We start from the raw sequence: 21782 nt of genomic DNA, 5'->3' as shown, positions 1-21782 counted from the left end.
CTTTAGAGGCATTTCGTACAGCGATGTCGAGTCGTTTTATGGCTTGGCTGAACGAAAATAGGGACGTATTTATCGCTTATAAAGCCAGTTTGGGCTTTATCTGGGGCTGATATTTGTTTAAGTCCCGTTAGGGGAGGTGAGTGTGGATACTAACCGTTTGGAGGCATTTAGTGACGGTGTTTTTGCAATCGCAATTACCCTGCTGGTACTCGAAATCAAAGTGCCGCCACCCGATGCCGCGCTTGGGGCAGCACTCCTCCAACTCTGGCCGTCCTACCTTGCCTATGTGGTGAGCTTTCTGGTGATCGGCGCAATCTGGATTAATCATCACGCCATTCATAAACCCACTCCATCTCGCATCGATGACCCCACAGTGGGCAGCGATACTTCTGCGGAGTCGCCGCGCGATCCCAGCGAAAACGACTGACAGACGAGATCGATCAACATCGAACGCTACCAATTCCACATCAATGGAGAAAACCAATGCAAACGCGCAAACTTGGAAACAGCAATCTGGAAGTTTCAGCAATCGGACTGGGCTGTATGGGAATGAGCTTTTCCTATGGTCCGCCTAAAGACATTCAGGAGATGACCGCTCTTCTCCGGGCTGCGGTCGATCGCGGCATTACCTTCTTTGATACGGCTGAAGTCTACGGTCCTTTCCTAAACCTTCGCAGACAAAAAATACTTGTTAAAAGCTCAAGGCTGATTTATCAAGATTTATAAACTTTACACCTCATGAGGTTCTAAATCTCCAACCTACTTGCAAGCATTGGATGTAAGGCAATTGCCGATTTAAAAAAACTTAAGTTTTAGCAGGGACACGGCATCATCAATATACAAGGGACTGCCCAGATATTGATATCGCCGTACCCCCACAAAATTTTGTTTTTGAGAGTGTCCTTAGTAAGCCAGACCCATGCTGCGGGTAGTTTCCGCACCAAGATAGACTCGGATACTGAGGAAATCAGTCGGACAAGCAGTTTCGCAGCGTTTGCAACCAATGCAGTCTTCTGTGCGAGGAGAAGAGGCAATCTGACTGGCTTTGCAGCCATCCCAGGGTACCATCTCCAACACGTCTAGGGGACAAGCCCGGACGCACTGAGTGCAACCAATGCAGGTGTCGTAAATTTTGACGCTATGAGACATAGAATAACGACTCCAAACGAGAGTTCTCCATTATTGAGTGAGACTCAGGATCAAGGCTTAGTTTACCGCAGCGCTCTCATCTGCTTGAGCAAGCGGTTACAGAACTTTAAATTCTTTAATATATGGGGGGTGTTTCTATGATTTTGTCTATAGCACAATAAAGGAAAAAATGAAAGGGGTACAGGATTGTCTATTTCGATTTTAAATATAGAGACGCGATCTATCGCGTTGGTACAACCTGGTATTAGATAGTAAAGCAAAATTCAGGATTATGGCATCAGAAGTCAAAACCAAAGACCAGCAACATCCCCAAGAAAAACGCGATCGCGAAATTGTAGCGTGCTTGTTACAGGAAACCGATAGCGATCGCAACAAGGCAGAACTCGCCCGACTGCGGGTTCGCTACACAGGTTTTCCAGGTGCTAGAGAGATTCAACGCCATCTTGATGCTGTTCTCCAGCGGTGGCAGCTAACTGAAGAACAGCTATTTGAGATGACTCGTAAGATTCATGCCACAGGTCAAGCTTACAAGCGAGGAAGCAGCGCTGACGGAAAAGATGACTGGACTTAGTCATTCTCTGCCTCTGAATCAGCCGAATCTTTCCGAGGAGCTGGGGGTGATAGCTTGAATAACCGCTTCTGTTGACTCAGCCTACGGTTCGCCTCTGATAGGTGTATGTTCGACTGAGATAGTTGATTCACTGAGGGTTCTGTGCCAGAGGTAGATGCTGCGTGGTTAATTGTGTCACTAACCAATTCAAGTTGTTGCGCTACCTGAATTTGCTCCTCTAATTGATCAGTTGATGACACGAGTTGGCTTAACCCGTTAACTAATTGTCTAACATTCCGGCGGAATTCTGGATCGCCCGTGAGATCGTCCAAGTCGGCAGTAATCTTCTGAGTATTTTCAAAGGTTGCCCGTGCCGAGTCTAAAAGCTGCTGTAATACCAGTGCATTTGTAGGATCGTTGAGGTTAGTAGAGATATCGCGCAAGTTTTCCGACGCGGCGGCAGCATTCGCTGTGAGAGTTTCTAAATTATCCAGCACACCTTCCACTTCCACTTGTTCGGCTGTAGTTGTCAAGCGAGTTAAAAGTACGTCTAGCTGTTGGCTTGTTTGACTGATACTCTGTAAGGTATTTTGCAGAGTTCCTCGATTTGCTGCCACGAGTTGATTCAGAGAGTTAGCAAGTTGGTTGAATTCCTGTAGGGTTTCATTAAGAGTTTTCTGATTGGTGTCTAGGAGTTCATTGCTGGATGCCGCCAATTGGCTAAATTGATCGGCAGTATTTCCGATCCGGTTTGCTGTCTGCGTAGCCACTGTGGTGACGGAATTAGTAGCGCTTGAGAAAGTGGCTACCTGTCCCCGAACAGCCCGAGTTAACTGAGACAGTTCATTCGTCAGTTGTGCCACCCCACCAGCGGCAAGGGAGGCGTTTTTGGTGAGTGATGTGATGTTGTCGAAAAGCACCGGATCAGCGACAATCTGAGTCAGGCGATCGGTATTGCGCAGCAGCTCGATAAAGCTAACCCCAATCTCACCCTGAACGTGATCTTGAGCGCAAATCAGCACATCGGAATTGCATTTGGGACTTAGAGGGTTGATGCTTTGCACCCCCGACGCCAGCGTAGTTTGAGGGGTGATATCAACTGACGTTTCTCCAATCAAACCCGATTGATTGGCTTCAATGGTTGCCGTCTGAGGAATTACCAATTCAGCCGAGTCAATTTCAACCGTAACGTCAACTCCATTCGTCGTGGCTTGAATATCGGATATTGAACCAACATCGACACCGCGATAGCGTACTGGCGCACCCTCTTTCATGCCAGCTACATCAGCAAAGTTTACGATAAATTTGTAGCTTTGGTTTCCCAATCGCAGACCCCGTATCCATAGCACTAACCCCACAAATGCAACTAGTCCAGTCAAAATTAGCAACCCAACAGACCCTTCTCGAATAGTTCGCGATCGCATTGTTTTCCCTCTTTTAGCTTTAGCCGTTAGCTCTATATATCATTCATTTTTTATTTCTTTCCTTTTGTAAAAAACCACAACTAATGACTAATGACTAATAACCGCTAATAGACTTTTTCAATATTACTCTCAGTGCAATCCTAACCAACTGCTTGAATCGGTCCGCTGGTACTGGCACTAAAAAATTGTTGAACTAGAGGATTTTCAGTGGTCTCTATTTCGCTAACGCTGCCTTGCCACTGTACCTTGCCTTTGTAGAGAAAAACAATCCGGTCAGTGGTGCGGCGAATCGTGCTGTCTTGGTGTGTCACCATAACGTAGGAACCGCAACCCCCTTGGGTGTCTTGAAGTTGGCGGACTAAATCTTCAATGACGGTTGAAGCGATTGGGTCAAGTCCAGCGGTTGGTTCGTCGTAGAGTAAAACTTGGGGATTGTCTTGGGGGTTATCAGGATTGTTCATTATCGCACGAGCAAAACTGACACGCCTGCGCATCCCTCCCGATAGTTGAGCAGGATACTGATCAGCAATTCCAGGCAAGCCAACCATGTCTAGTTTTTCGTCTACTAGCTCCCGAATCCGCTCCTGAGAAAGTTTAGAATGCTGGTACAGAAAAAACCCCACATTCTCTCGAACTGTCAGCGAGTCGAATAGTGCTGACTGCTGGAATACCATCCCAATGGTAATCGGGTCTTCAGCATCCTCAATTAAACCCTCGCGCCGTTGCCCCTGCACGTAAATCTCTCCCTCATCTGCGGTCATTAAACCAGCAATGATTCGCAGAATAGTAGATTTGCCCGTGCCAGACGGACCGATAATCCCGAGCGCTTCACCCTGATAAATGGTCAGATCAACCTTATCGAGAATAACACTACTCCCAAATGATTTGGAGATTCCCTTCAGTTCAATCAATGGCTCTGACATAAGGGACTAGGGGACTGGAAAATTGTACATTCCAACATTCCATAGCAGCAATCTCATCGGATACTCAAATCTAGCCTACATCCTATCCCTCTAGATCTGCTTATCCGTTACTGTACAGCTTAGATTTAAAAAACACCCAAATATCTTCGTAGGGCAGGCAAGACACCTACCCCACAAGAGTATAGTTACTGGATTTGATCGTCTTCGTCACCGTCCAAAAGGAGCGATCGCATTAACGAACACGGCTAGCTGTCATCGCTGGATTTTCCTCTGACTCGCTATCTAACCCAAAAACGCGGCTGAAGGCTTTTTGCACCTTGTAACCCGAATCAATTGACTCTAAAGGGTCTTTCCGTAAACGATGGCGCAGGCATAAGGTAATCACCCGACGAATATCATCTACAGTAACTTCAGTTCGTCCTTCAAAAGCCGTCAGTGCTTTGGCAGCGCGATTGCTAACAATGTCGCCCCGTAGCCCATCCACATCCAGTTCCGAGCAAACCTCAGAAATTTTCACCCGCAAATCGTAATCCATCTCGACTTTGGGAAGTTGCTCTTGAGCTTGGACAATTTGCTGTTGCAAGGTGTCTCGATCGGGCTGATGTTTTTTGATATAGTCTGGGGGATTTTGGTCAAAGTCTGCCCGTTCTTCCACAATTTTGACTCGCAAAACAGGCTCTTTGACCGTGCGGATTTCTGCGTGCATACCAAAACGGTCTAGGAGTTGGGGTCGCAATTCTCCTTCTTCCGGGTTGCCGGAACCAACCAACACGAAACGTGCTGGATGGCGAATAGAAATGCCTTCCCGTTCTACGGTATTCCAGCCACTGGCGGCAGAGTCTAGCAGTACGTCCACTAAGTGGTCGTCGAGCAAGTTAACTTCATCTACATAAAGAATGCCGCGATTGGCTTTTGCTAGCAGTCCGGGTTCAAACGCTTTCACCCCTTCAGATAGCGCCTTTTCAATATCAATCGTGCCGCAGACTCGGTCTTCGGTTGCTCCCAAAGGCAGGTCTACCATCGGCACTTTTTTCTTGACAATTGAACGTGACTGTGTGTTATTAGTCGGATTCATCCAGTCGGGTTCGTCGGGGTCGCTGTTGAACGGGTCATCAGCAATCACGTCAATTTCTGGCAACAAATCAGCCAACGCCCGGATGGTAGTAGACTTGCCAGTACCGCGATCGCCCATAATCATTACCCCCCCAATCTTGGGGTCGATTACGTTCAGCAGCAAAGCCAGTTTCATTTCTTCCTGACCCACAATGGCAGTAAAGGGAAAAACCACGCGGCGAGCAGTAGTAGGCGCTTGGGCAGTCGGACTCACTTCAATTACCTAATTAACAATCTTTAGTGACCGCTTTTCATTGTGCCACACTCGCTCCCGTTGAGGAGACTAAAGTTCTCACCGCCAGAACCTGCGGGGGAACTTTTGGAACTCCTGGAGCAGGGAAAAGAGCGCTAAGGGTGCGTTTCGCTACGCTAACAGACCCTAGGACATAGAGGGCGCTCGCTACCGTCAAACGCTACTACCCGATTCTCTGAATTGTTCCCTGAGGACTAAGCCTGACCAAAGTGTAAATCCCAAAATTGCTAAACCTGTCAACCCGTCCGTGATGATGAACAAATGCATCTTCATTGAAAACTCAGACATCGCTCCGTACAAGTAATGCCCTAAGCTATCTAGACCACAAAATGAGTAGATAACTAGACACAGGTAAGCCAGCCAAAATCTTCCACTTTTATACAACCAATAACCCGCAACACCAATTCCTGTCCAAATTATCCATGAGATGTAGATTGAGGGAGCGGTAATCAAATCTGGCTGAGGATATTTCTCAATATAGAGATAGTTATCTGTAAAGTGAATAGCTGTAGAGATGATACAGGCGATGAGAAGAATTTTCAGCACAAGTTGGCGCTTTACTTCAGGATTCATTGGGTATTGACCTCCTTTAACACGATTAGCTGCTTCAACAATTCTCTGGTTAATTAATCATACCTGTAATAAAAAAATTAGGCTATAACCAAAACATGGCAATCATGCCAATGCTTGCTACTTAAATTTAGACGAGAGGCTAACTCCCCGCGAGAGTGATCGCATTTTCATCGATACTGAAGCTGCGATCGCATCCAACAGTCATTTATAAATTATCAAGAAATTTTTGTAACAAATCTCTTACATTACGAATGTACTCATCACCTGGAACAATCTCTAAGGAGAGAGAAAACTCGGCTACTGCTGCTTGCCAACTTTCTCGTGCTTCTCTGTTTTGTAAGAGCTTCATCTGTAATGACAGCCTTGCCTGTAAGAAACCGAGGCTGTGGAGTACTAACCCCTTATTATTGCGAACTTGAACCAAACTAGGCGCTTGGCTTATAGCTTGATTATAAGCACGAATCGCTTGTCCATAGCTCTGCAAGGCTTCTTGGTACTTGGAGAAATTTTCCTGCAACTTACCTAATCTGGAAAGCGCATTTCCCCTGTTGATATGGGATGGAACAAAATTAGGAGCAAGGCTAAGAACTTGGTCGCAAGTAGTGATTGCTTTCTCGTAACTTTGCAGCGCCTCTTGATGCCGCAATAGATTTGCCTGCAATTCGCCCAAACTCGAAAGCGCATTTCCCTTGTTATTGAGGATGTATGTATCGTCAGGGGCAAATTTGAGAGCTTGGTTATAAGCCGTAATTCCTTGCTCATAGCTACGCAAAGCCTCTTGATAGCTTGAATACTTGGGGCACTTTGCCTGTAACTCACCTAGACTTGAGAGCGCATTTCCTTTATTAGTATGGGCTGGCACAAAATCAGCAGTAAGGAGAAGGGCTTGGTCACAGGTAGTGATTGCCTGCTTGTAGCTTCGTAGTGCCTTTTCGTATTGTAGTAATCCTGCCAGTAGCTCACCTAAACCTTGCACCACTATTCCCTTGTTGTTGTAGACAAAAACATCTCCAGGGTCGAGATTAAGAGTTTGGTCGTAGGTAGCAATTGCTTGCTCATAGCTTTGTAGAGCTTCTTGGTGCTTTGAACGTCCTGCTTGCAATCGACCTAGACTTTGTAGAACCAGTCCTTTGTTGTTATGAGCAGAGACACTTTCAGGGCTGAGGTCAAGAGCTTGGTCATAAATAGCAATCGCTTGCTCATAACTTTGCCAAGCTTTTTGATATCTTGAAAGTTCTGCGTGTAATTGACCTAACTTGAATAGTACACTTCCTTTGTTGTTATAGACTTGGAAGGTGTTATCGACATTATTGAGAGCTTGGTCATAAGCAGCAATTGCTTCTAAGTACTCTTGTTGAGCTTCATCATGGCGAGCTACTCTCTCGAAGTAGTCACCTTCAAATTGAGAAATAATACCTAACCGAAAGTTGCTTTGAATTAACATTTCACTTCGTACTTCCAACAGAGTTCGGCATTGTTGATAGCGGCTCTGCTGCAACACTTGATCAAACTGCCTTACCCATTCCTTTACACCCCGCTCCCAGTCCAAGCGGTTGGCATGATAAATCGCTTCTGCCACTTCCCCTCGCTCCCGGTAGTGCTGCTCCAACACCTCATGAGCGCAACGGGTAATCTCATTGCGGCTCTCATCGTCCAAGCGGCGTAGCAAGTCGTGGATGCGATACCAATTCTCACCCTGCCGTTGTGCCTGCCACACAAAGGAAAAGCGCGTGAGGATGTCAAAAAAAGCTGGATGAGTGGCGTGAAAGTGTAACGCCTGACCGAGTTTGAGATAAAGCTCAAAATCGAAAGCCCGACAAGCACTCAGCGCGTGAACTGCCACCTCGACTTCTTTATCCACATATCTCAAGAGCCGATTAATCAACGCCTTGGACTTGTCAGGCGTTTCCGGTGCAGTTGGGAAGTCATCCGGTGTCAAAAATTTCCCCTGCGCTCTCGCTGCCAGGACTACATCGGCACACAAACCCAGATAAAGCGGATGCACCTCCTCGGCTGCGACACTAGCATAGTCAATCAAACTCTGCTGTAAGGCAGCATCTTTAATATCCGCTTTTTGCAGGTAATCCCTGGCATCCGTTGGCGAAAAATGCCCCACCAACTGAGTATCGAGGTATTGCTGGGGAATGGCAGACCGAGTTGCTTCAGCCCAACGCGGCTTTTCTCGACCCGCAACCACCGCCACAATCCCTGCTGACAAATCGAGCGCTCTCAACAAACACCGCAACCACTCATCCCGTTGGAAAAACACTTCCTCCGGCAAGTCGCGCTGATGACCCCAAAACGCTTCGTGGGCGTCAAAAAATAGGACAATTCTTTTAAGCTCCTCTTGCTGTGCCATTGCCGCATTAAGGTCTTTGGCAAACAAACGCGGCAACGCATCAATTAATTCTGTATGAGGTTCCATCCCCTGAATCGCTTTGACATCTTCCTCCTTTAAACCCCGTTTCTAGAGGTAGAGTTTGAATTTCTCGCCCAAATGCTTGCCAAAGACACCGAGTACTGCTTTGCCGATGCTGGCATAAGACGTATCGCTGACAGCATCCACAATTCCAGTAATTACATCCATCTCATCGGATGGCAGCAGTTCTTTTGCCTGTTCCAGGTTGCCAGTTTTGTAGAAATACCAAACACAGGCGAAGTCATAAAGGGGGAAGCGCAATCGATAGGGCAATCCAGCAAAAGCCTCGGCTAAATTCCGCCGCAACATCAACAAGCCATCAAAAGGAGATTTGAGTCGATCTCCGATTAGGTTCTGACTAAAATCCAGGACTACCCCTGGCACCGCGATATAGTTCCCTGGTTTAGCGTTCTCAATATAAGCTGCAACCTTCGCTACCTCAGCTTTGGGTATTGCTTGGAGTTGCTGCCAGGTTTCCGGCAAGAAGCGCTTGCAACATCTTTGCTGTAGGAACTTCAACAGTAACGATTTGCCATTGCCGCCATCCCCATGAAAGAACAGAATTGTTTTACGGGGTAGCTCCTCATTCAGGTACTCTGCAAATAAGCGAGTCAACTCATAGCGGTCTGTAAATAATAGCAGCGCCCGATCGCCTTCTGTAACGGTTTGCGGTTCGCAAAGTTCATCATCAATACTCATGCCAGCGCCACTCGGTTTTAAGCGGGATAATAACCACCGTAGCAAATGCTCTTAGCGTCTACTCTCCAACCCCCACAACGCTACAGTCTGTTCGGTTGGGTTGAGCGTTAGCGAAACCCAACCTACTGTTAATTCATAATTCAGCACGGGTGGGTGCTGGAACGATAATGTATCCAGTTGTCGCGTCTCCTAACACCCAGTTGCGTTCGACGCCCCAGTACCACCAGTAAGCAGCAACGTAAGCACAGATGAGGCTATCAAGTTGGTCTTCCAAGGCTTTGAGGACAACCCCTGTAATTTGGGAGGGGATAGGGTTTAGAGTTTGGGAACATTCCAGTTTGGGTTCTAGGGTGGGCAAGACTGTCAAGATTAAATGATGAAGTTTGAGTAATTCGGCTTGGCGTTCTGCTAATCTGCCTTTTTTATATTTGAGGATGCGATTTAGACCAAATAAATGCACGATCGCTGGATGGGGAAAAACTTCAATTTGATAGCGCCCAAGGGTTTGAGGTGTAATAACTGGGGCGTGGATAAATCCTCGTGCTTCTAGGCTTAGACCAAATTCTATCGTGTGTTGGGCAAAGGGGCGGTTGAGATTGGCAGGATAGCAACCCGCATGGTAGCGGTGAAAGTACTGGTGAGTGAGTTTATCAGGCAGACGCATTCCAGTGGCGTTGGGAATAAGGGTTGGGGCGTCTACGGCGATGAGTGCGGGTTCTGGAGGTGATGCCCAATAGTCTACCCAATTCAGAATATCGGCTGTTGGTTGTTTGCGGTCTAGTTCTAATAGATGTAACGTTCCATCTAACCAATTGAGGCAGCATAACCCACTAGCACCAGAAGTCCAACCGAGGTCAATTCCTAAAAATTTCATTATTTTTAGCAGCGGATGCGGTAACGAGTGAAGGGCATACTAAATTCAAGCCCACGTAGGTGGACTTCGTTTGTGTAGCCGCGACTTTAGTCGTTAGACGTTTTTACTCACAATTCAGTTGTTGCCTGGAAAAAAGGCTTCTTCTCAAATCCAATCACCTTTGCCAATACTGAGTTGGGGAATTGCTGAATTTGTTGGTTATAACCTTGCACTGCCTGATTGTACCGCATCCGTTCTACAGCAATGCGATTTTCTGTGCCTGTAATTTCGTACTGAAGATTGACAAACAGTTGACTCGATTGCAATTGGGGATTATTTGTCGCATAGTTCTGGAAACGGCTAATGGCTTCATTCACTTGCACAACCGCCGTTGCTTTTTCAGTAGGCGTCTGTGCCTGTAAATAAGCCTCACGAGATTTGACTAAAAGGGAGACAATCTCTTTTTCGTGGTCAGCATAGGCTTGTGTTACCTTAACTAGATTAGGAATTAAGTCAGCACGTCGCTGGAGTTGATTTTCCACTTGCGCCCATTGTGCTTCAACGGTTGAGGCGCTACTAGAGAGGGAGTTGTAAGTCCAGATACTCCAGATAGTACTAACAGCGAGGATACTTGCGCCAACTGTTGCGAGGATTTTACGTTGCTTTTGCTGTCGTTTTTGCCGTGTTTGAATGTCTTGAATTGCCTGTTGAATAAACTCAGCGGGAATTTGGGCTTCTGAACCTGCCTGCATGAGTTCGGAGGCTGAGTAGCTTTGGGTTTGATTGGCATAGTATCGGGAGGCTAACGCGAAAACCTCCGGGGCAATGTTTTCGGGAATTCTACTATTTTTATTATTCATAATTCGATAGCACTCCTACTGACAACTTGAGATGATTACCAACTACCACCAGCACCACCTCCACCACTATCACCGCCGCCAAAACCGCCACTACTACTAGAACCCCCACCACTACTACTAGAACCCCCACCACTACTACTAGAACCCCCACCGCTATAGCTGCCATAGCCGCCACTGTATGTGCCACCACCAGAACTGCCACTAGAAGGAGGAGGCAGACGAGGAATTGTTTTTTCCTTCTCTTTGCGATAATCACAACAGTGACACTGGTCGATAATTAAGCGTTTTCCAGTGCTATAGGTAGTCGGCGTTTTGACCGTTCTTTTTGTTTGTGTTACGGTCAATTCCTGACAAGTAGGACATTTCCTATAAGTTTTAGAGTTAACCACATAAGCACGAATGTGGATTAACCGTAACAGCCTCTCCTGACTACACTTAGGACATTGCCAGCCTTTAAATCTAACACTACCTAACTCTTGAGCTACTTTCTCAGGTTTGGTGAGATGAGATACAACTAAGCTTGAATTCACTTGTTGCATGGGTTGATGGCAATGAGCGCAGCACAATGATGGGGAAAAGTCATACCGTTTCATCAATAGGGTAGAGACAGGAACACCGATAATTGAGCCAGCTAATAAGGCTGAACTGACAGCAAGTCCTGCTTTTTCGGCTAATTCATAACCCAAGGTAATTAACATACCGGGGATTAAAACTAATAGCACGGAGATTACGGCAATAGCCTGCCAGCCTACTACTATCGCAAAGAAAAGTAATATAATAAATACCAATTGACTTTGCTGAGAAAATGAGCGCAGTTGTTTTAGTACCCGTAATAGTAGCTGAAATATAATAACTGCAAGGGCAAGAATTACTCCGATGACTACACCAATATATGCCTTAGAGGTAATAGCTACAGCAAATAGTGTTAGAGAAAATGTGGCAGCAAAGGCTCCGAGATAGGCTATTAGAGAGGCTCTCCGCTCAGGATTATACGAGCTTTTAATTCGCGATCGCTCTCCTGGTGTGAGCAAAATTGGACTGCTGATTTTCTTAAACTGGCGATATCCAATAAGAGACAATATTGCGCTACCAAAACCGATGAACACAATAGAACCACGCTGAGTAGCGCTCATCAGCTCATTAGACGGAGTCGGTGAGAGTGAATTATCACTTTCACCCTGTAAAACACTCACTAATGCTTTCGTTCCCGCTAACACACCGCCATCAAAGTCACCTTGCTTGAATTTAGGCGTGATTTGGGTATCAATAATGTTACCAACCTTGGCATCTGGTAAAATTGGTTCAACACCATAACCCGTTTCAATTTCGACTCGGCGATCGCTTACTGAAATCAGAAATAATACACCGTTGTCTTCACCTGCCTTACCAATTCCCCAATGATTAAATAGTTCGGTAGTAAATGCTTTAGGAGAAGCGGCTGGTGCAGTGTCTGGTACTGTTACCACCGCTATTTCTGTACCATTGGTTGCCTCCAAGCCAGAAATCATCTGATTAAGTTGGGTTTCTGTAGAGTCACTGAGGATATTTGCCATATCCGTCACCCAACCGTTATTAATCTGTCGGGGATTGGGGACATCCTGTACGTTTAAGGCGTGACTAGCTAGGGGAAACAGAATCAGTCCTAGACACAGTAGACTGATCCAAATTAGGCGTTTGAGTGTAAATTTTATTGATTTCATGGGTTTGCTTTTTATCAAAATAAACTTTTTTTGAAGAGGTTTTTACATTAGTTACCCTTTATTACTGCTTCTGTATTTTCAATAGCTTTGGTAGCGTAAACATCACCAAAAATCAAATTAACGGACTACCGTAATTGATAAAGAAATTTCTCCCGCTTCTGAAGAAAGTGATGACAATTGAATATCAGGCACATTCCGGTCAATCGAAAAATTACTTCTAAATGGTACAGTTTGACCTGGTTTAATTTCATCAACTGGAAAACTTAGAAAATCACCACCAAATCCAAACCCTGCAGAACCTGCGTATTCATAGGAAGCCCCAACATTATATTGGTAACAGCAATAGAAAAATCGATAAAAAAAGAGTCCATAATCTAAGCGGCAAATTATTCAGCATTGGCTGAGTTTTTATAGTTATTGCTTTCATGGCTTTAGCTTCCTGGTAAAACTTCTAATATAGAACTTACATAGATCGGAACTACTTTCACTATCCCAACTACTACTTCCACTGGAACTATCGCTATTCCAACTCTGACGGCGGCGACGACTGCGATCTCGTTTACTGCCGGAACTGCTAATGTACTGGAGAATTATGACAATTGGCAGTCCCACTAGGATGAGCAAGATTATCCAACCCACCCAAGCGGAAATATCAGCTCTCGATACCTGAATAGAAGACTGGGGACTCGTAGCAATTGTGCTATAAGTTTGAAAAGTTGGCGTAGACTGATCGCTCCTGATTTCACTCGAAATTTTGCTCACAATAACCTCTTGCATATCTTTATTTACCTTTCAGAGATTTGGACTATTTGTAATCATTAACACCTGAGTGGGTTGTGCTTGAAAGCGACAAAATTTGTAATCGTTGAACTCCTGTCTATTACTCAGGTCAAGTCCTGCTTTTTATGCAAGAAGTCAGATTTTGTAAAACTTCTTTACAGATGGACTTGACCGAAAAATCCTAGAAACCACCGCCAGCACCGCCGCCACCACTACTACCGCCACCGCAGCTACCACCGCCGCCACTGCTGCCACCACCGCCGCCACTGTAACCGCCACCACTGTAACCACCACCGCTATAGCTACCGCCAGAATAGCTACCGCCAGAATAGCTACCGCCAGAATAGCGACTACCGGAATAGCGACTGCGGCTAGAACTACTACCGCTACCACTGCGTATTAACAGGTAAACGATGCCAATGGGTACTCCAATTATCAATAGCAACGCTAGCCAAGCCCCCCCAGAGGATGTATCTGCACTGGATTCCTGATAAGAAGGTTGGGAACTGGCAACTACTGAGGTGTTGGCTTCAGAGTTGGATGTAGCATTGCTAGTATTGACTTCACCACCTAATTCCACAACTAGCGCTTTTGTGCCTGCCAGAGTGCCACCGTCAAAGTTACCTTGTTTGAATGGGGGTGTAATTTGGGTTTCGATAATCTGCCCAACCTTGGCATCCGGTAAAATGGGTTCGATGGCATACCCCGTTTCAATTTCGACACGGCGATCGCCTTTTGAGATTAAAAACAGAACACCGTTATCTTTCTCGGCTTTACCAATTCCCCAATGATTGAACAGTTCAGTCGTAAAAGCTTTGGGAGATGCAGAAGGTGCTGTTTCCGGTACTGTCACCACGGCAATTTCCGTGCCGTTTTCACTCTCCAATTCCGCAATCATCTGATTGAGTTGAGTCTCAGTCTCGTTATTGAGAATCTCTGCCATATCAGTCACCCAACCGCCATTGGCTTGTTGAGGATTAGGGACTTCTTCAACCGTTAATGCCTGACTGGGAAGAGGAGAGAAAACTGCCAAACAAACTGGAGTTGCCCAAATAAGCTGTTTAAGTTGAATTGCTAGAGTTTTCATGACTTTGAATTTCTTGTAAAAGGTCTGAGATTTGCAGCTACCCTAGAACTGAGATAGGGTTTTAAGTGAATGCCCTTTATCTAGAAGCACTGGCGACAAGGCGATCGCTTTTCATCGTGTCCGGCAAACTGTTCAAGTCTGGAGTTGAGGTGAGTTCTTCCTCAAACAGAAATGCGATCGCGGGTTTGTTGATACACAGGAACGACATTTCCGTTGATTCCTGCCCCTCTTGGTGGACTTCGACATCCGACAGAGAAATGAAACTTCGAGAATTGTTGAGTAAATCTGAGAGTCTAGAACGATAACCTTGGGAGGTAAAGGAAATAGTCAGATCGCCGGATATTTGAAGATTATTGGTTGTCACAATTCTGACTCTCATGCGTCTCATATGCGTAAATCCTCGAACTCTTCTACATCACACGTCTGCACCCTAACTATCAGACTGGTGAAGCTTTCCTGAATCTCATTAAGAGTAAATGATTTAATCATTCTTGTGAGTTGTTTCTCTTTTAACTTAACCTCATTCAATAAGCTTGTCAAGGGTAACACCGAACAAATTTCTCACATGAAAGGAAGCAACAATCGCTGAATGCCTGAAAGCTCGTTGCAGATTAGTCAAAGTAGAGGGAAGAGGAATTCGAGTTCACTCCCCTGTTAACTCATAACGGGTTTAACCGTAACCAGTCGGCGATCTTCATCAATCTCAACCTCAGCCAATCCAAACTGCTCAATAGTCCAAGCATTGGTTGTCAGGTGGGTGCTAATTTCTGCCACTTGGTACTGACTCACCTGGGAACCCAATGCCGTTGGTAACAGCAACTGATCCGCTAAAAACGGATCGACTGCTTTCTCACTTGTATGAAAATCCATCAGTTCCTCAAAAGCCATCTCAGCCACACGCTCTGCTGGCAACCCCACACGTCCCAAAGCACTAAATCCTGCCCGACTATGTTCATACTCAGCAATCAGAAAGATTCCCGCTCCCGGTGCTATGCCTCGTTCTCGCAGGGGCTGCACCCGACCCTTCAGATTAGCTTGCTGTAATAGGTTTTCAGCTCGACTAGCCATCCGTTGCGGGATATGAGAAGGTAGGTTAGTCACGACAGCTAAACCCCATACTTGTTGCAAAGCGCCCCGTTCCAGTAAGTGAAGACTACCCAGACGGGAGGAAACTCCGCCCCCATTACCCGTTACCTGCAATTCCACCTCCCCTCCACCCTGGGGATACCACCCCCAAGCACGTAGCTGTACCTGTGCTTGTACGTCTAGCTGTCTGAGGAACGGCAAGTAGACATGCTCGATATAAGTCGTTGGCGGACTCCAAGAGACGTGGGTTCCTCCTTTGAGTGTTACCACTGAGTCACCCGTCGCCAGTGCTAGGGGCAGGAGAATGGTTTGCAAAATCAGCATGACGGCACCTGCTGAACCGCCTTCTTTGGTTTGGGTGACATCAAAGGTGTAGTCTCCAGCTTGAGGCGGACAACCTGGAATGAATTCCAGTGTCGTAGAACCCAATTCGTCTCCCTGCACTTGAGCTTGACAAATAGCTGCCACTGCCCGTACCGCAGTGAGGTGCTGGGCGGCTAGTCCGGGCTTTTTGCGTCCGGCTCGAATGCGATTAATGCGAATGGGCTGACCCGTAATGGCAGCTAGACTGAGGGAGGTACGCAGAACTTGACCACCACCTTCGCCATAGGAGCCGTTGATGTCAATCATGTGTGTGATGAATTTGGGTTAAGTTAACGATTTCCGTGGCGATCGCTTGAGTGCTTAAATATAATGTTTCAAATTTTCTCGTTGTCCAAAATACGAAGGTTATGGGTCAACTACAAATTTCTCTACCCTTAGACTGACACGAGTGGGGACAGGTAAGAATTTAACATTCAGGATTCGGCAAACAAAGCGGGACGCTGAGTACTCCAAAGTTCTGCCGCTTCCAGTTGGGCAGCGAGAGCAATCAGAGTGGCTTCGGCGGCAGGGCGTCCGACTAGCTGCACCCCAACGGGTAAACCACGGGTATCGAAACCTGTAGGAATAGCGATCGCAGGTAACCCACTGGCATTAAACGGCGGACAAGGTGCAATCCAGTGGATAATTTTCTGCAACGTCTCTTCAGGACTTAAATTCGCCCATTCCCCAACTCGAATCGTGGGGTACATATAGACCGGAAACACCAAAACATCAAAATTAGTGAAGAATTCTACAATCTGCCGTGCAATAATTTGTATTTGAGCCACCGCCTGCAAGTATTCTCCCGCAGAACCCGATTGTGCCGCAATCCATTGGTTCATCGGACTCAATGCCGCGACGGGAATACCAGTCGCTGTAACTCCTGCCTGCCATACTTTCTTAAACGGTTCAATCAAATTCGTAAAATCTGGAGAGCCAGGTTCTACAATATGACCCATACTTTCTAACTGCTGCACTGTCTTCCTCACACTTTGCTGACAAATGTCTGCCGCTTCACCAATCGTCGGCACAGCAGTAGAAAAGGCAATCCGCAACTGACTGGGTACTTGCTGGCAGGCACTCAGAAACGATGTTTCCGGATCAGGCAACCAATAAGGATCGCCGATAATATAGCCTGACATCACATCCAGTAACGCCGCCGCATCAGCAACAGTACGAGCTAAGGAACCACTGGTTGCAATACCACTTTGATAGTCGCCCACTGGTGCATGAGATACCCGACCCCGTGAGGGTTTAATTCCCACCAAACCACAGCAAAACGCCGGTCCCCGCACTGAACCTCCCCCATCCGATCCCTGAGCAATAGGACACAACCCTGCTGCCACGGCTGCTGCGGCACCGCCACTCGACCCCCCTGCTGTATAATCCAGGTTCCAGGGATTGCGTGCAGGTGGAAACCCCATCGGTTCCGTATAAGGCAATGAACCCACCTCCGAGGTGGCAGTTTTGCCAAGAATAATGAACCCAGCCTGCTTGATGCGCATCACAAGCCCATCATCGTAGGGAGCAATTTTATCTTTCAAAAGAGGTGAGCCGTAGGTGCAGGGCAGTCCCTGAACAGCATTAAGGTCTTTGATCGAAATCGGGACACCAAAAAAGGGTGGCAGTTCTGCAATATCCCCCGCTTGTGCCAGTTGCTCGGTTTTCGCCTTGGCATCTGCCAGTGCCATATCAACCGCTACGGTGAAGTAACTCCCTAACTGAGGATTAAACCGCTCGATCCGTTCTAAATAAAGTTCAACCAACTCCAGAGGCGATACTTGACGACTGCGGATAAGTTGAGCTTGTTCTAGGGCTGGGGCGAATGCTAAATTAACTTGATTCATTGGTTCCTTGTCTCTTGTCTATTATTCATGATTCTTGCTGATTCGCCATTTATCTCAGGTGGAAGAAACGGAAGATTACTTAAAAAACTAGGAATTTTGCCATTAAACAAACCGATGAATAAACTCACAAGTTAAATCTACCCGACCTTTCCGCAGCATCGCCGGATCAAATCGCTCCGTAGTATTGCAGGTCATTAATACCACCAATTTCTGTTCAGCTTTAATTCCTGTTTCCTCAACAACACTTTGATACAGCGTTCCATCTAGCAAACTCAAAATATGCTCAGTTTTATTAGTGCGCTGGGCTATTTCACTAGCTCGGTTTTGTGCTAAGTTATCTGCCTCATTGATAATGATAGCAATCCGCTCTAAATAACTCGGCGGCACGAAATTTTCAACGGCATCGTGGTCGAGAATAAAAATCACATAACCGAGCGGCACTAACACTTCTTTTGCTACCGCTTGCGTCCATGCCGTTTTACCTGTTCCCGGTTCTCCATGTACGAGTACAGCTAATTGATTTTGATCGAGAATTGCCTGCTGTACCGCATCTGTAAAACTTTGAATATCGGCGGGAAACTGCCGAATCGGAAACTGACTTTGAACTTGTCCAACACGGCTTTGATAGCCACTGAGCATGACTGCCACATTATAGGTAGCTTTATGGACTAGGGGTTTGATATCGTTAGCAATTAAACCATACTGCCGCTGTCCCTTGCCAAGACTATCAATTTGCAACCAAACATCTTGCTTCGACCAATACCCATAGACAGTGCCAAGGACTTCTAAGCGTTCCCAGCTCACAAACCGTTCGCTAGGATAATACAAGCGGCGATTTGCATAATATTGGATAACAAGTTCCGGCTTTCCCAGTAAATCTAAGATTCTGAACAATGTAACTTCTTGAAGTCGGTTCAGAACATAGTCAATGGGAATGCAGTCGCGTGTTACGACTCGATTGACAGGAGTTTTAACTATTATTAACTCTCCATCACGATGATCGGGAGCTGGAAGTTCGGGTGTGATATACTCCCAAAACTCATCCAGTTCGTACCGCATAGTTTCCGAAAATAGTCCTAAAATATTTGCCCAAAATGTATAGTGATTGCGACCTAGTGTATCGGCGATATCACTAGTAAAATCCAAGGTTTTCTGAGCTAGTTCAGCAGAATCATTTTTAACTAAGTGCAAAAAGAATTCCCAGTCAAACTGTCGAGATAGGGGTCGCCAACCTGCTCCCAATAATCCGCTAGATTGGAGATTGTTGCGGATAGAATTGTTCTGATTTCCAAAATAGTCTGAACCCATAAATTGTTATTTCCTTTTGACTCCTGATCTCCTCGATAGACCCAATCAATAACGTCTTCATAACACCTAATTTATTAAGTTTTTTTCTAAATATTTAGGTAGAACTTCTTCTACTAACCACACCCCATTTTCAGAACAGTAGAACGTATAACCTTCCTCGTGCATAGCTCCAGCATTGACTGCAAATACGACTGGACGGCCGTGCCGCGCCCCCACTTTTTGCGCTGTAGCGATATCACTCGATAGATGGACGTGATGCCGCGACATTTTTCTTAAACCCTGGCGCAGAATTGCTTCAACGGATTGATGATCCGTTCCGTGATAAAGCACCTCTGGTGGAATCGTAGGTTCCAACTGCAAATCTACATCTACACTATGACCTTGATTGGCGCGAATTTTGGTGCTTGTGGCATCGAAGGAAAAGCGTTGTTTGTCATTACAAGTGACAACTTCTTCTAACTCACGGCGGTTAAGGGGAAAGGCGTGTTTTTTACAAGCGACTAAGAGTTCATCCACACAAACCCAACCGCCGGCAGCCAACGTCAAACCAATTCGTTCGGGTTGGTGCCGGAGATGCTTACTAAGATACTTGCTAATTTTAACAAGGCGAGAATTGTTCATTAGCTGCAAGAGCTCAGTTTAGACGGGTTTGAGTTTGGGTTTTAGAAGTTGAACTCATAGCTTGTATTATAGAGTACTACAAATAGTGGGGTTTGTCCAGACTGAGTTGGGGAGAATTTCGCCCAATGCCTCTGTAAAGTTCTTTACTCCAAATATGCCGGGACTGATATCAAACTCGGCGGTGGAAGAATGGATTGTTCCTGGTGGCGGCACCACTCTGGTTCACCTAGTACCGCAACGGGAATCTTGGGCAGCAGATAATCTACACGGTGAAGAACTCATTGGGGCGATGATTGTCACTTATACTTGAGTACCATAACGAGTAGTCACTCGGATTGATGCCGAATCAGGCTTGAGGAGTTAAAATGAAGAATTTTCAGTTTCAGGTAGGACTAGTTTTCGCTACCTTGATGACGGCTGGCATAACCAGTGCTAATGCTCAAAACCCGGTTAACCAACCAGAGGTTAATCGTCGGCTTCCTTCAACAGAAAAACTCACCGCACAAGCAGAAATTATTGAGCAGTTGTGGCAAAAGGTGAGCGAGTTACGAGGAGTTGGCAAACATCAAGAAGCAATCGCCATTTTGGATCGGATTGTTCAACTCAAACCAAACTCCTTCCTCGCGTGGTACTGGCGGGGCGCTATTTTGAGTCAGATAGGACAGCATGAAGCAGCAATCAGCTCCTATGATGAAGCCATTAAAATTAAGCCCAATTATCTTTTAGCGTGGTTTGATAAAGGCAATGCCCTCTATGAATTACAGCGCTACCAAGCCGTGGTTGATTGCTGGCAGCAGGCACTGACGTTTAATACAGAATCAGAGTATGAACAAACACTGGTAAGGACAGTCATTCCTACGAAAATCGCTAAAGTACTGGTGTACGATTTACAAGAGTATGACGATGCGATCGCATTCTACAATCAAGTGCTGGAAGTTGATACCGAGATGACAGGGGTTTGGATTGATCGTGCTACCGCATTTTACCAACTCGGTCGATACCAAGATGCGATCGCAAATTGTGACAAAGCGATTGAACTAGAACCCCGAAACGCCTTAGCCTGGAAACGGCGCGGATTGGCACTCTATCGGTTAGAACAGTATGAACAAGCGATCGCGTCTTTAGAAAGATCTGCCAGCTTTGAGTCTGATGATCTCGACGTTTCCGCATTACTGGCTGTCCTGAAGACTACCGGAAATTCTACAGCAGAGATACGAACCTCACAACAACGACTCGTCGCCCTTCAAGGTGAAATCCGCACTTCCGAAGAGAGACTGGTTGCCCTTCGGAGTGAAAACCAGACAATCACAACACAATTAGAAGCCTCCCAAACTCAACTGCGCCAATCCCAGCAGCAGTTAGTGGCGCTGCGAGGGGAAATTAAAGACGTGCAAGCCGAACTGCAATCCTCCCAGGTTTCAGTGCGTCAATCTCAAGAACGCTTAGTTGCTATCCGCGAAGAAATTAAAACCGCACAGTCTCAATTAGAATCATCCCAGGTTTCAGTGCGTCAATCTCAGGAACGCTTAGTTGCCATCCGAGCAGAAGTAAAAAAGGCACAAACTGAAATTGAATCCCTCAAATCCGAACGCCAAAGCCTAGAAGCCCGACTGGTATCTGTGCGCGGCGAAATTGAAACGGCTCAAGAACGCCTCGAAGCCTCCCAATCTACAGTGCGTCAATCTCAGCAACAGTTAGTTGCTGTACGAGCAGAAGTTAAAGAAGCACAAACCGAAATTGAATCCCTCAAATCCGAACGCCAAAGCTTAGAAGCCCAACTGGTGACTGTGCGCGGCGAAATTGAAACGTCCCAAGAACGCCTGAAAGCTTCCCGCAGTGAATTCCAAACATTACAACAGCGCTTGAGTACCCTGCAAACCGAAGTCCGTACCTCTGAACAGACAATATCCGCTTCTCAAACTGAACTCCGTCAATTAGAGGAAACAAAGCAGGTTCATGCCGAAGAATTGCGAGTCATCCAGGTGCAGTACTGCGGTTTGCAAGAAAACTTGAGTGAATTGGAAGTAGCCATCCGCCGCTTAAGGGGAGTACAACAGGCATCTGACTCAGTACAGCGCTGCCAGTTGTCCAATGCTGAATAAGCTTGTTTATTTTAAATGAGTGGGGAGTGGGGAGATCAAAAACAAGTCAATTTATCCCCAGCTCCCCAGCTC

At 46.2% G+C, this 21782-nt stretch carries 21 protein-coding genes and 1 pseudogene; 5 read left to right on the top strand and 17 right to left on the bottom strand.

Annotated elements, in window-relative coordinates; all coding sequences use genetic code 11:
* The first annotated feature begins 142 nt into the window (after positions 1-142).
* Both IQ257_RS23015 and IQ257_RS23010 read left to right on the top strand, forming a co-directional pair.
* Positions 143-427, top strand: a complete 285-nt coding sequence (locus IQ257_RS23015) for a TMEM175 family protein (protein WP_193872705.1) — start codon at positions 143-145, stop codon at positions 425-427.
* A gap of 56 nt (positions 428-483) precedes the next feature.
* Positions 484-669, top strand: a pseudogene (locus IQ257_RS23010) (aldo/keto reductase); the annotation flags it as partial.
* A 234-nt stretch (positions 670-903) separates the two neighbouring features.
* On the opposite strand, the gene psaC reads toward IQ257_RS23010, so the two are convergent.
* Positions 904-1149 (bottom strand): photosystem I iron-sulfur center protein PsaC, encoded by a 246-nt coding sequence (gene psaC, locus IQ257_RS23005; protein WP_193872704.1) that lies wholly within the window; start codon positions 1147-1149, stop codon positions 904-906.
* A 271-nt stretch (positions 1150-1420) separates the two neighbouring features.
* Here psaC and IQ257_RS23000 point away from each other — a divergent pair, with 271 nt between their 5' ends.
* Positions 1421-1720, top strand: a complete 300-nt coding sequence (locus IQ257_RS23000; RefSeq protein ID WP_193872703.1) for a DUF3288 family protein — start codon at positions 1421-1423, stop codon at positions 1718-1720.
* Here IQ257_RS23000 and IQ257_RS22995 read toward each other — a convergent pair.
* From IQ257_RS22995 to IQ257_RS22925, 16 genes are all read right to left on the bottom strand, one after another.
* Entirely contained in the window at positions 1717-3123 is a 1407-nt protein-coding gene (locus IQ257_RS22995) for an MlaD family protein (RefSeq protein ID WP_193872702.1), read from the bottom strand. The two genes, IQ257_RS23000 and IQ257_RS22995, sit on opposite strands and share 4 nt — an antisense overlap.
* Before the next feature lie 140 nt (positions 3124-3263).
* Positions 3264-4046, bottom strand: coding sequence for an ABC transporter ATP-binding protein (locus IQ257_RS22990; RefSeq protein WP_193872701.1), 783 nt, complete (start codon positions 4044-4046; stop codon positions 3264-3266).
* Positions 4047-4278: 232 nt separating this feature from the next.
* Positions 4279-5373 carry a magnesium chelatase ATPase subunit I gene (bchI, locus tag IQ257_RS22985; protein WP_193872700.1) on the bottom strand — a complete coding sequence of 365 codons (1095 nt, stop codon included), beginning with the start codon at positions 5371-5373 and terminating at the stop codon, positions 4279-4281.
* A 192-nt stretch (positions 5374-5565) separates the two neighbouring features.
* Positions 5566-5985, bottom strand: a complete 420-nt coding sequence (locus tag IQ257_RS22980) for a hypothetical protein (protein ID WP_193872699.1) — start codon at positions 5983-5985, stop codon at positions 5566-5568.
* A 205-nt stretch (positions 5986-6190) separates the two neighbouring features.
* Positions 6191-8410 (bottom strand): tetratricopeptide repeat protein, encoded by a 2220-nt coding sequence (locus tag IQ257_RS22975; protein ID WP_228060947.1) that lies wholly within the window; start codon positions 8408-8410, stop codon positions 6191-6193.
* Between the two features lie 42 nt (positions 8411-8452).
* Positions 8453-9103 (bottom strand): hypothetical protein, encoded by a 651-nt coding sequence (locus IQ257_RS30305; RefSeq protein WP_228060946.1) that lies wholly within the window; start codon positions 9101-9103, stop codon positions 8453-8455.
* Between the two features lie 133 nt (positions 9104-9236).
* Complete coding sequence (locus IQ257_RS22970; protein WP_193872698.1) at positions 9237-9977, bottom strand: DUF429 domain-containing protein; 741 nt, start codon at positions 9975-9977, stop codon at positions 9237-9239.
* 107 nt (positions 9978-10084) lie between these two features.
* Positions 10085-10816, bottom strand: coding sequence for a LemA family protein (locus IQ257_RS22965; RefSeq protein WP_193872697.1), 732 nt, complete (start codon positions 10814-10816; stop codon positions 10085-10087).
* Between the two features lie 35 nt (positions 10817-10851).
* Positions 10852-12516: a TPM domain-containing protein gene (locus tag IQ257_RS22960; protein WP_193872696.1), complete on the bottom strand. Its 1665-nt coding sequence runs from the start codon at positions 12514-12516 to the stop codon at positions 10852-10854.
* A 423-nt stretch (positions 12517-12939) separates the two neighbouring features.
* On the bottom strand, positions 12940-13293 hold the full coding sequence (locus IQ257_RS22955) for a hypothetical protein (protein ID WP_193872695.1): 354 nt from the start codon (positions 13291-13293) through the stop codon (positions 12940-12942).
* A 184-nt stretch (positions 13294-13477) separates the two neighbouring features.
* Positions 13478-14383, bottom strand: a complete 906-nt coding sequence (locus IQ257_RS30865) for a TPM domain-containing protein (RefSeq protein WP_193872694.1) — start codon at positions 14381-14383, stop codon at positions 13478-13480.
* Positions 14384-14459: 76 nt separating this feature from the next.
* A complete protein-coding gene (locus IQ257_RS22945) occupies positions 14460-14771 on the bottom strand; it encodes a hypothetical protein (RefSeq protein WP_193872693.1) in 312 nt (103 codons plus the stop codon).
* Between the two features lie 266 nt (positions 14772-15037).
* Positions 15038-16099 carry an RNA 3'-terminal phosphate cyclase gene (rtcA, locus tag IQ257_RS22940; protein WP_193872692.1) on the bottom strand — a complete coding sequence of 354 codons (1062 nt, stop codon included), beginning with the start codon at positions 16097-16099 and terminating at the stop codon, positions 15038-15040.
* 167 nt (positions 16100-16266) lie between these two features.
* Positions 16267-17679, bottom strand: a complete 1413-nt coding sequence (locus tag IQ257_RS22935) for an amidase (protein WP_193872691.1) — start codon at positions 17677-17679, stop codon at positions 16267-16269.
* A 102-nt stretch (positions 17680-17781) separates the two neighbouring features.
* Positions 17782-18987, bottom strand: a complete 1206-nt coding sequence (locus IQ257_RS22930; protein ID WP_193872690.1) for an AAA family ATPase — start codon at positions 18985-18987, stop codon at positions 17782-17784.
* A gap of 66 nt (positions 18988-19053) precedes the next feature.
* Complete coding sequence (locus IQ257_RS22925) at positions 19054-19608, bottom strand: RNA 2'-phosphotransferase (protein WP_193872689.1); 555 nt, start codon at positions 19606-19608, stop codon at positions 19054-19056.
* A 154-nt stretch (positions 19609-19762) separates the two neighbouring features.
* On the opposite strand from IQ257_RS22925, the gene IQ257_RS22920 reads away from it, so the two are divergent.
* Complete coding sequence (locus tag IQ257_RS22920; RefSeq protein WP_193872746.1) at positions 19763-19918, top strand: hypothetical protein; 156 nt, start codon at positions 19763-19765, stop codon at positions 19916-19918.
* 55 nt (positions 19919-19973) lie between these two features.
* A complete protein-coding gene (locus IQ257_RS22915; protein ID WP_193872688.1) occupies positions 19974-21710 on the top strand; it encodes a tetratricopeptide repeat protein in 1737 nt (578 codons plus the stop codon).
* The last annotated feature ends 72 nt before the right edge of the window (positions 21711-21782 follow it).

The sequence above is a fragment of the Coleofasciculus sp. LEGE 07092 genome (assembly GCF_015207375.1).
In the GTDB taxonomy this organism is placed as follows: domain Bacteria; phylum Cyanobacteriota; class Cyanobacteriia; order Cyanobacteriales; family Coleofasciculaceae; genus LEGE-07092.
The sequence above is the reverse complement of the archived record's forward strand: the minus strand, read 5'-3'. Positions and strand labels throughout refer to the sequence as shown.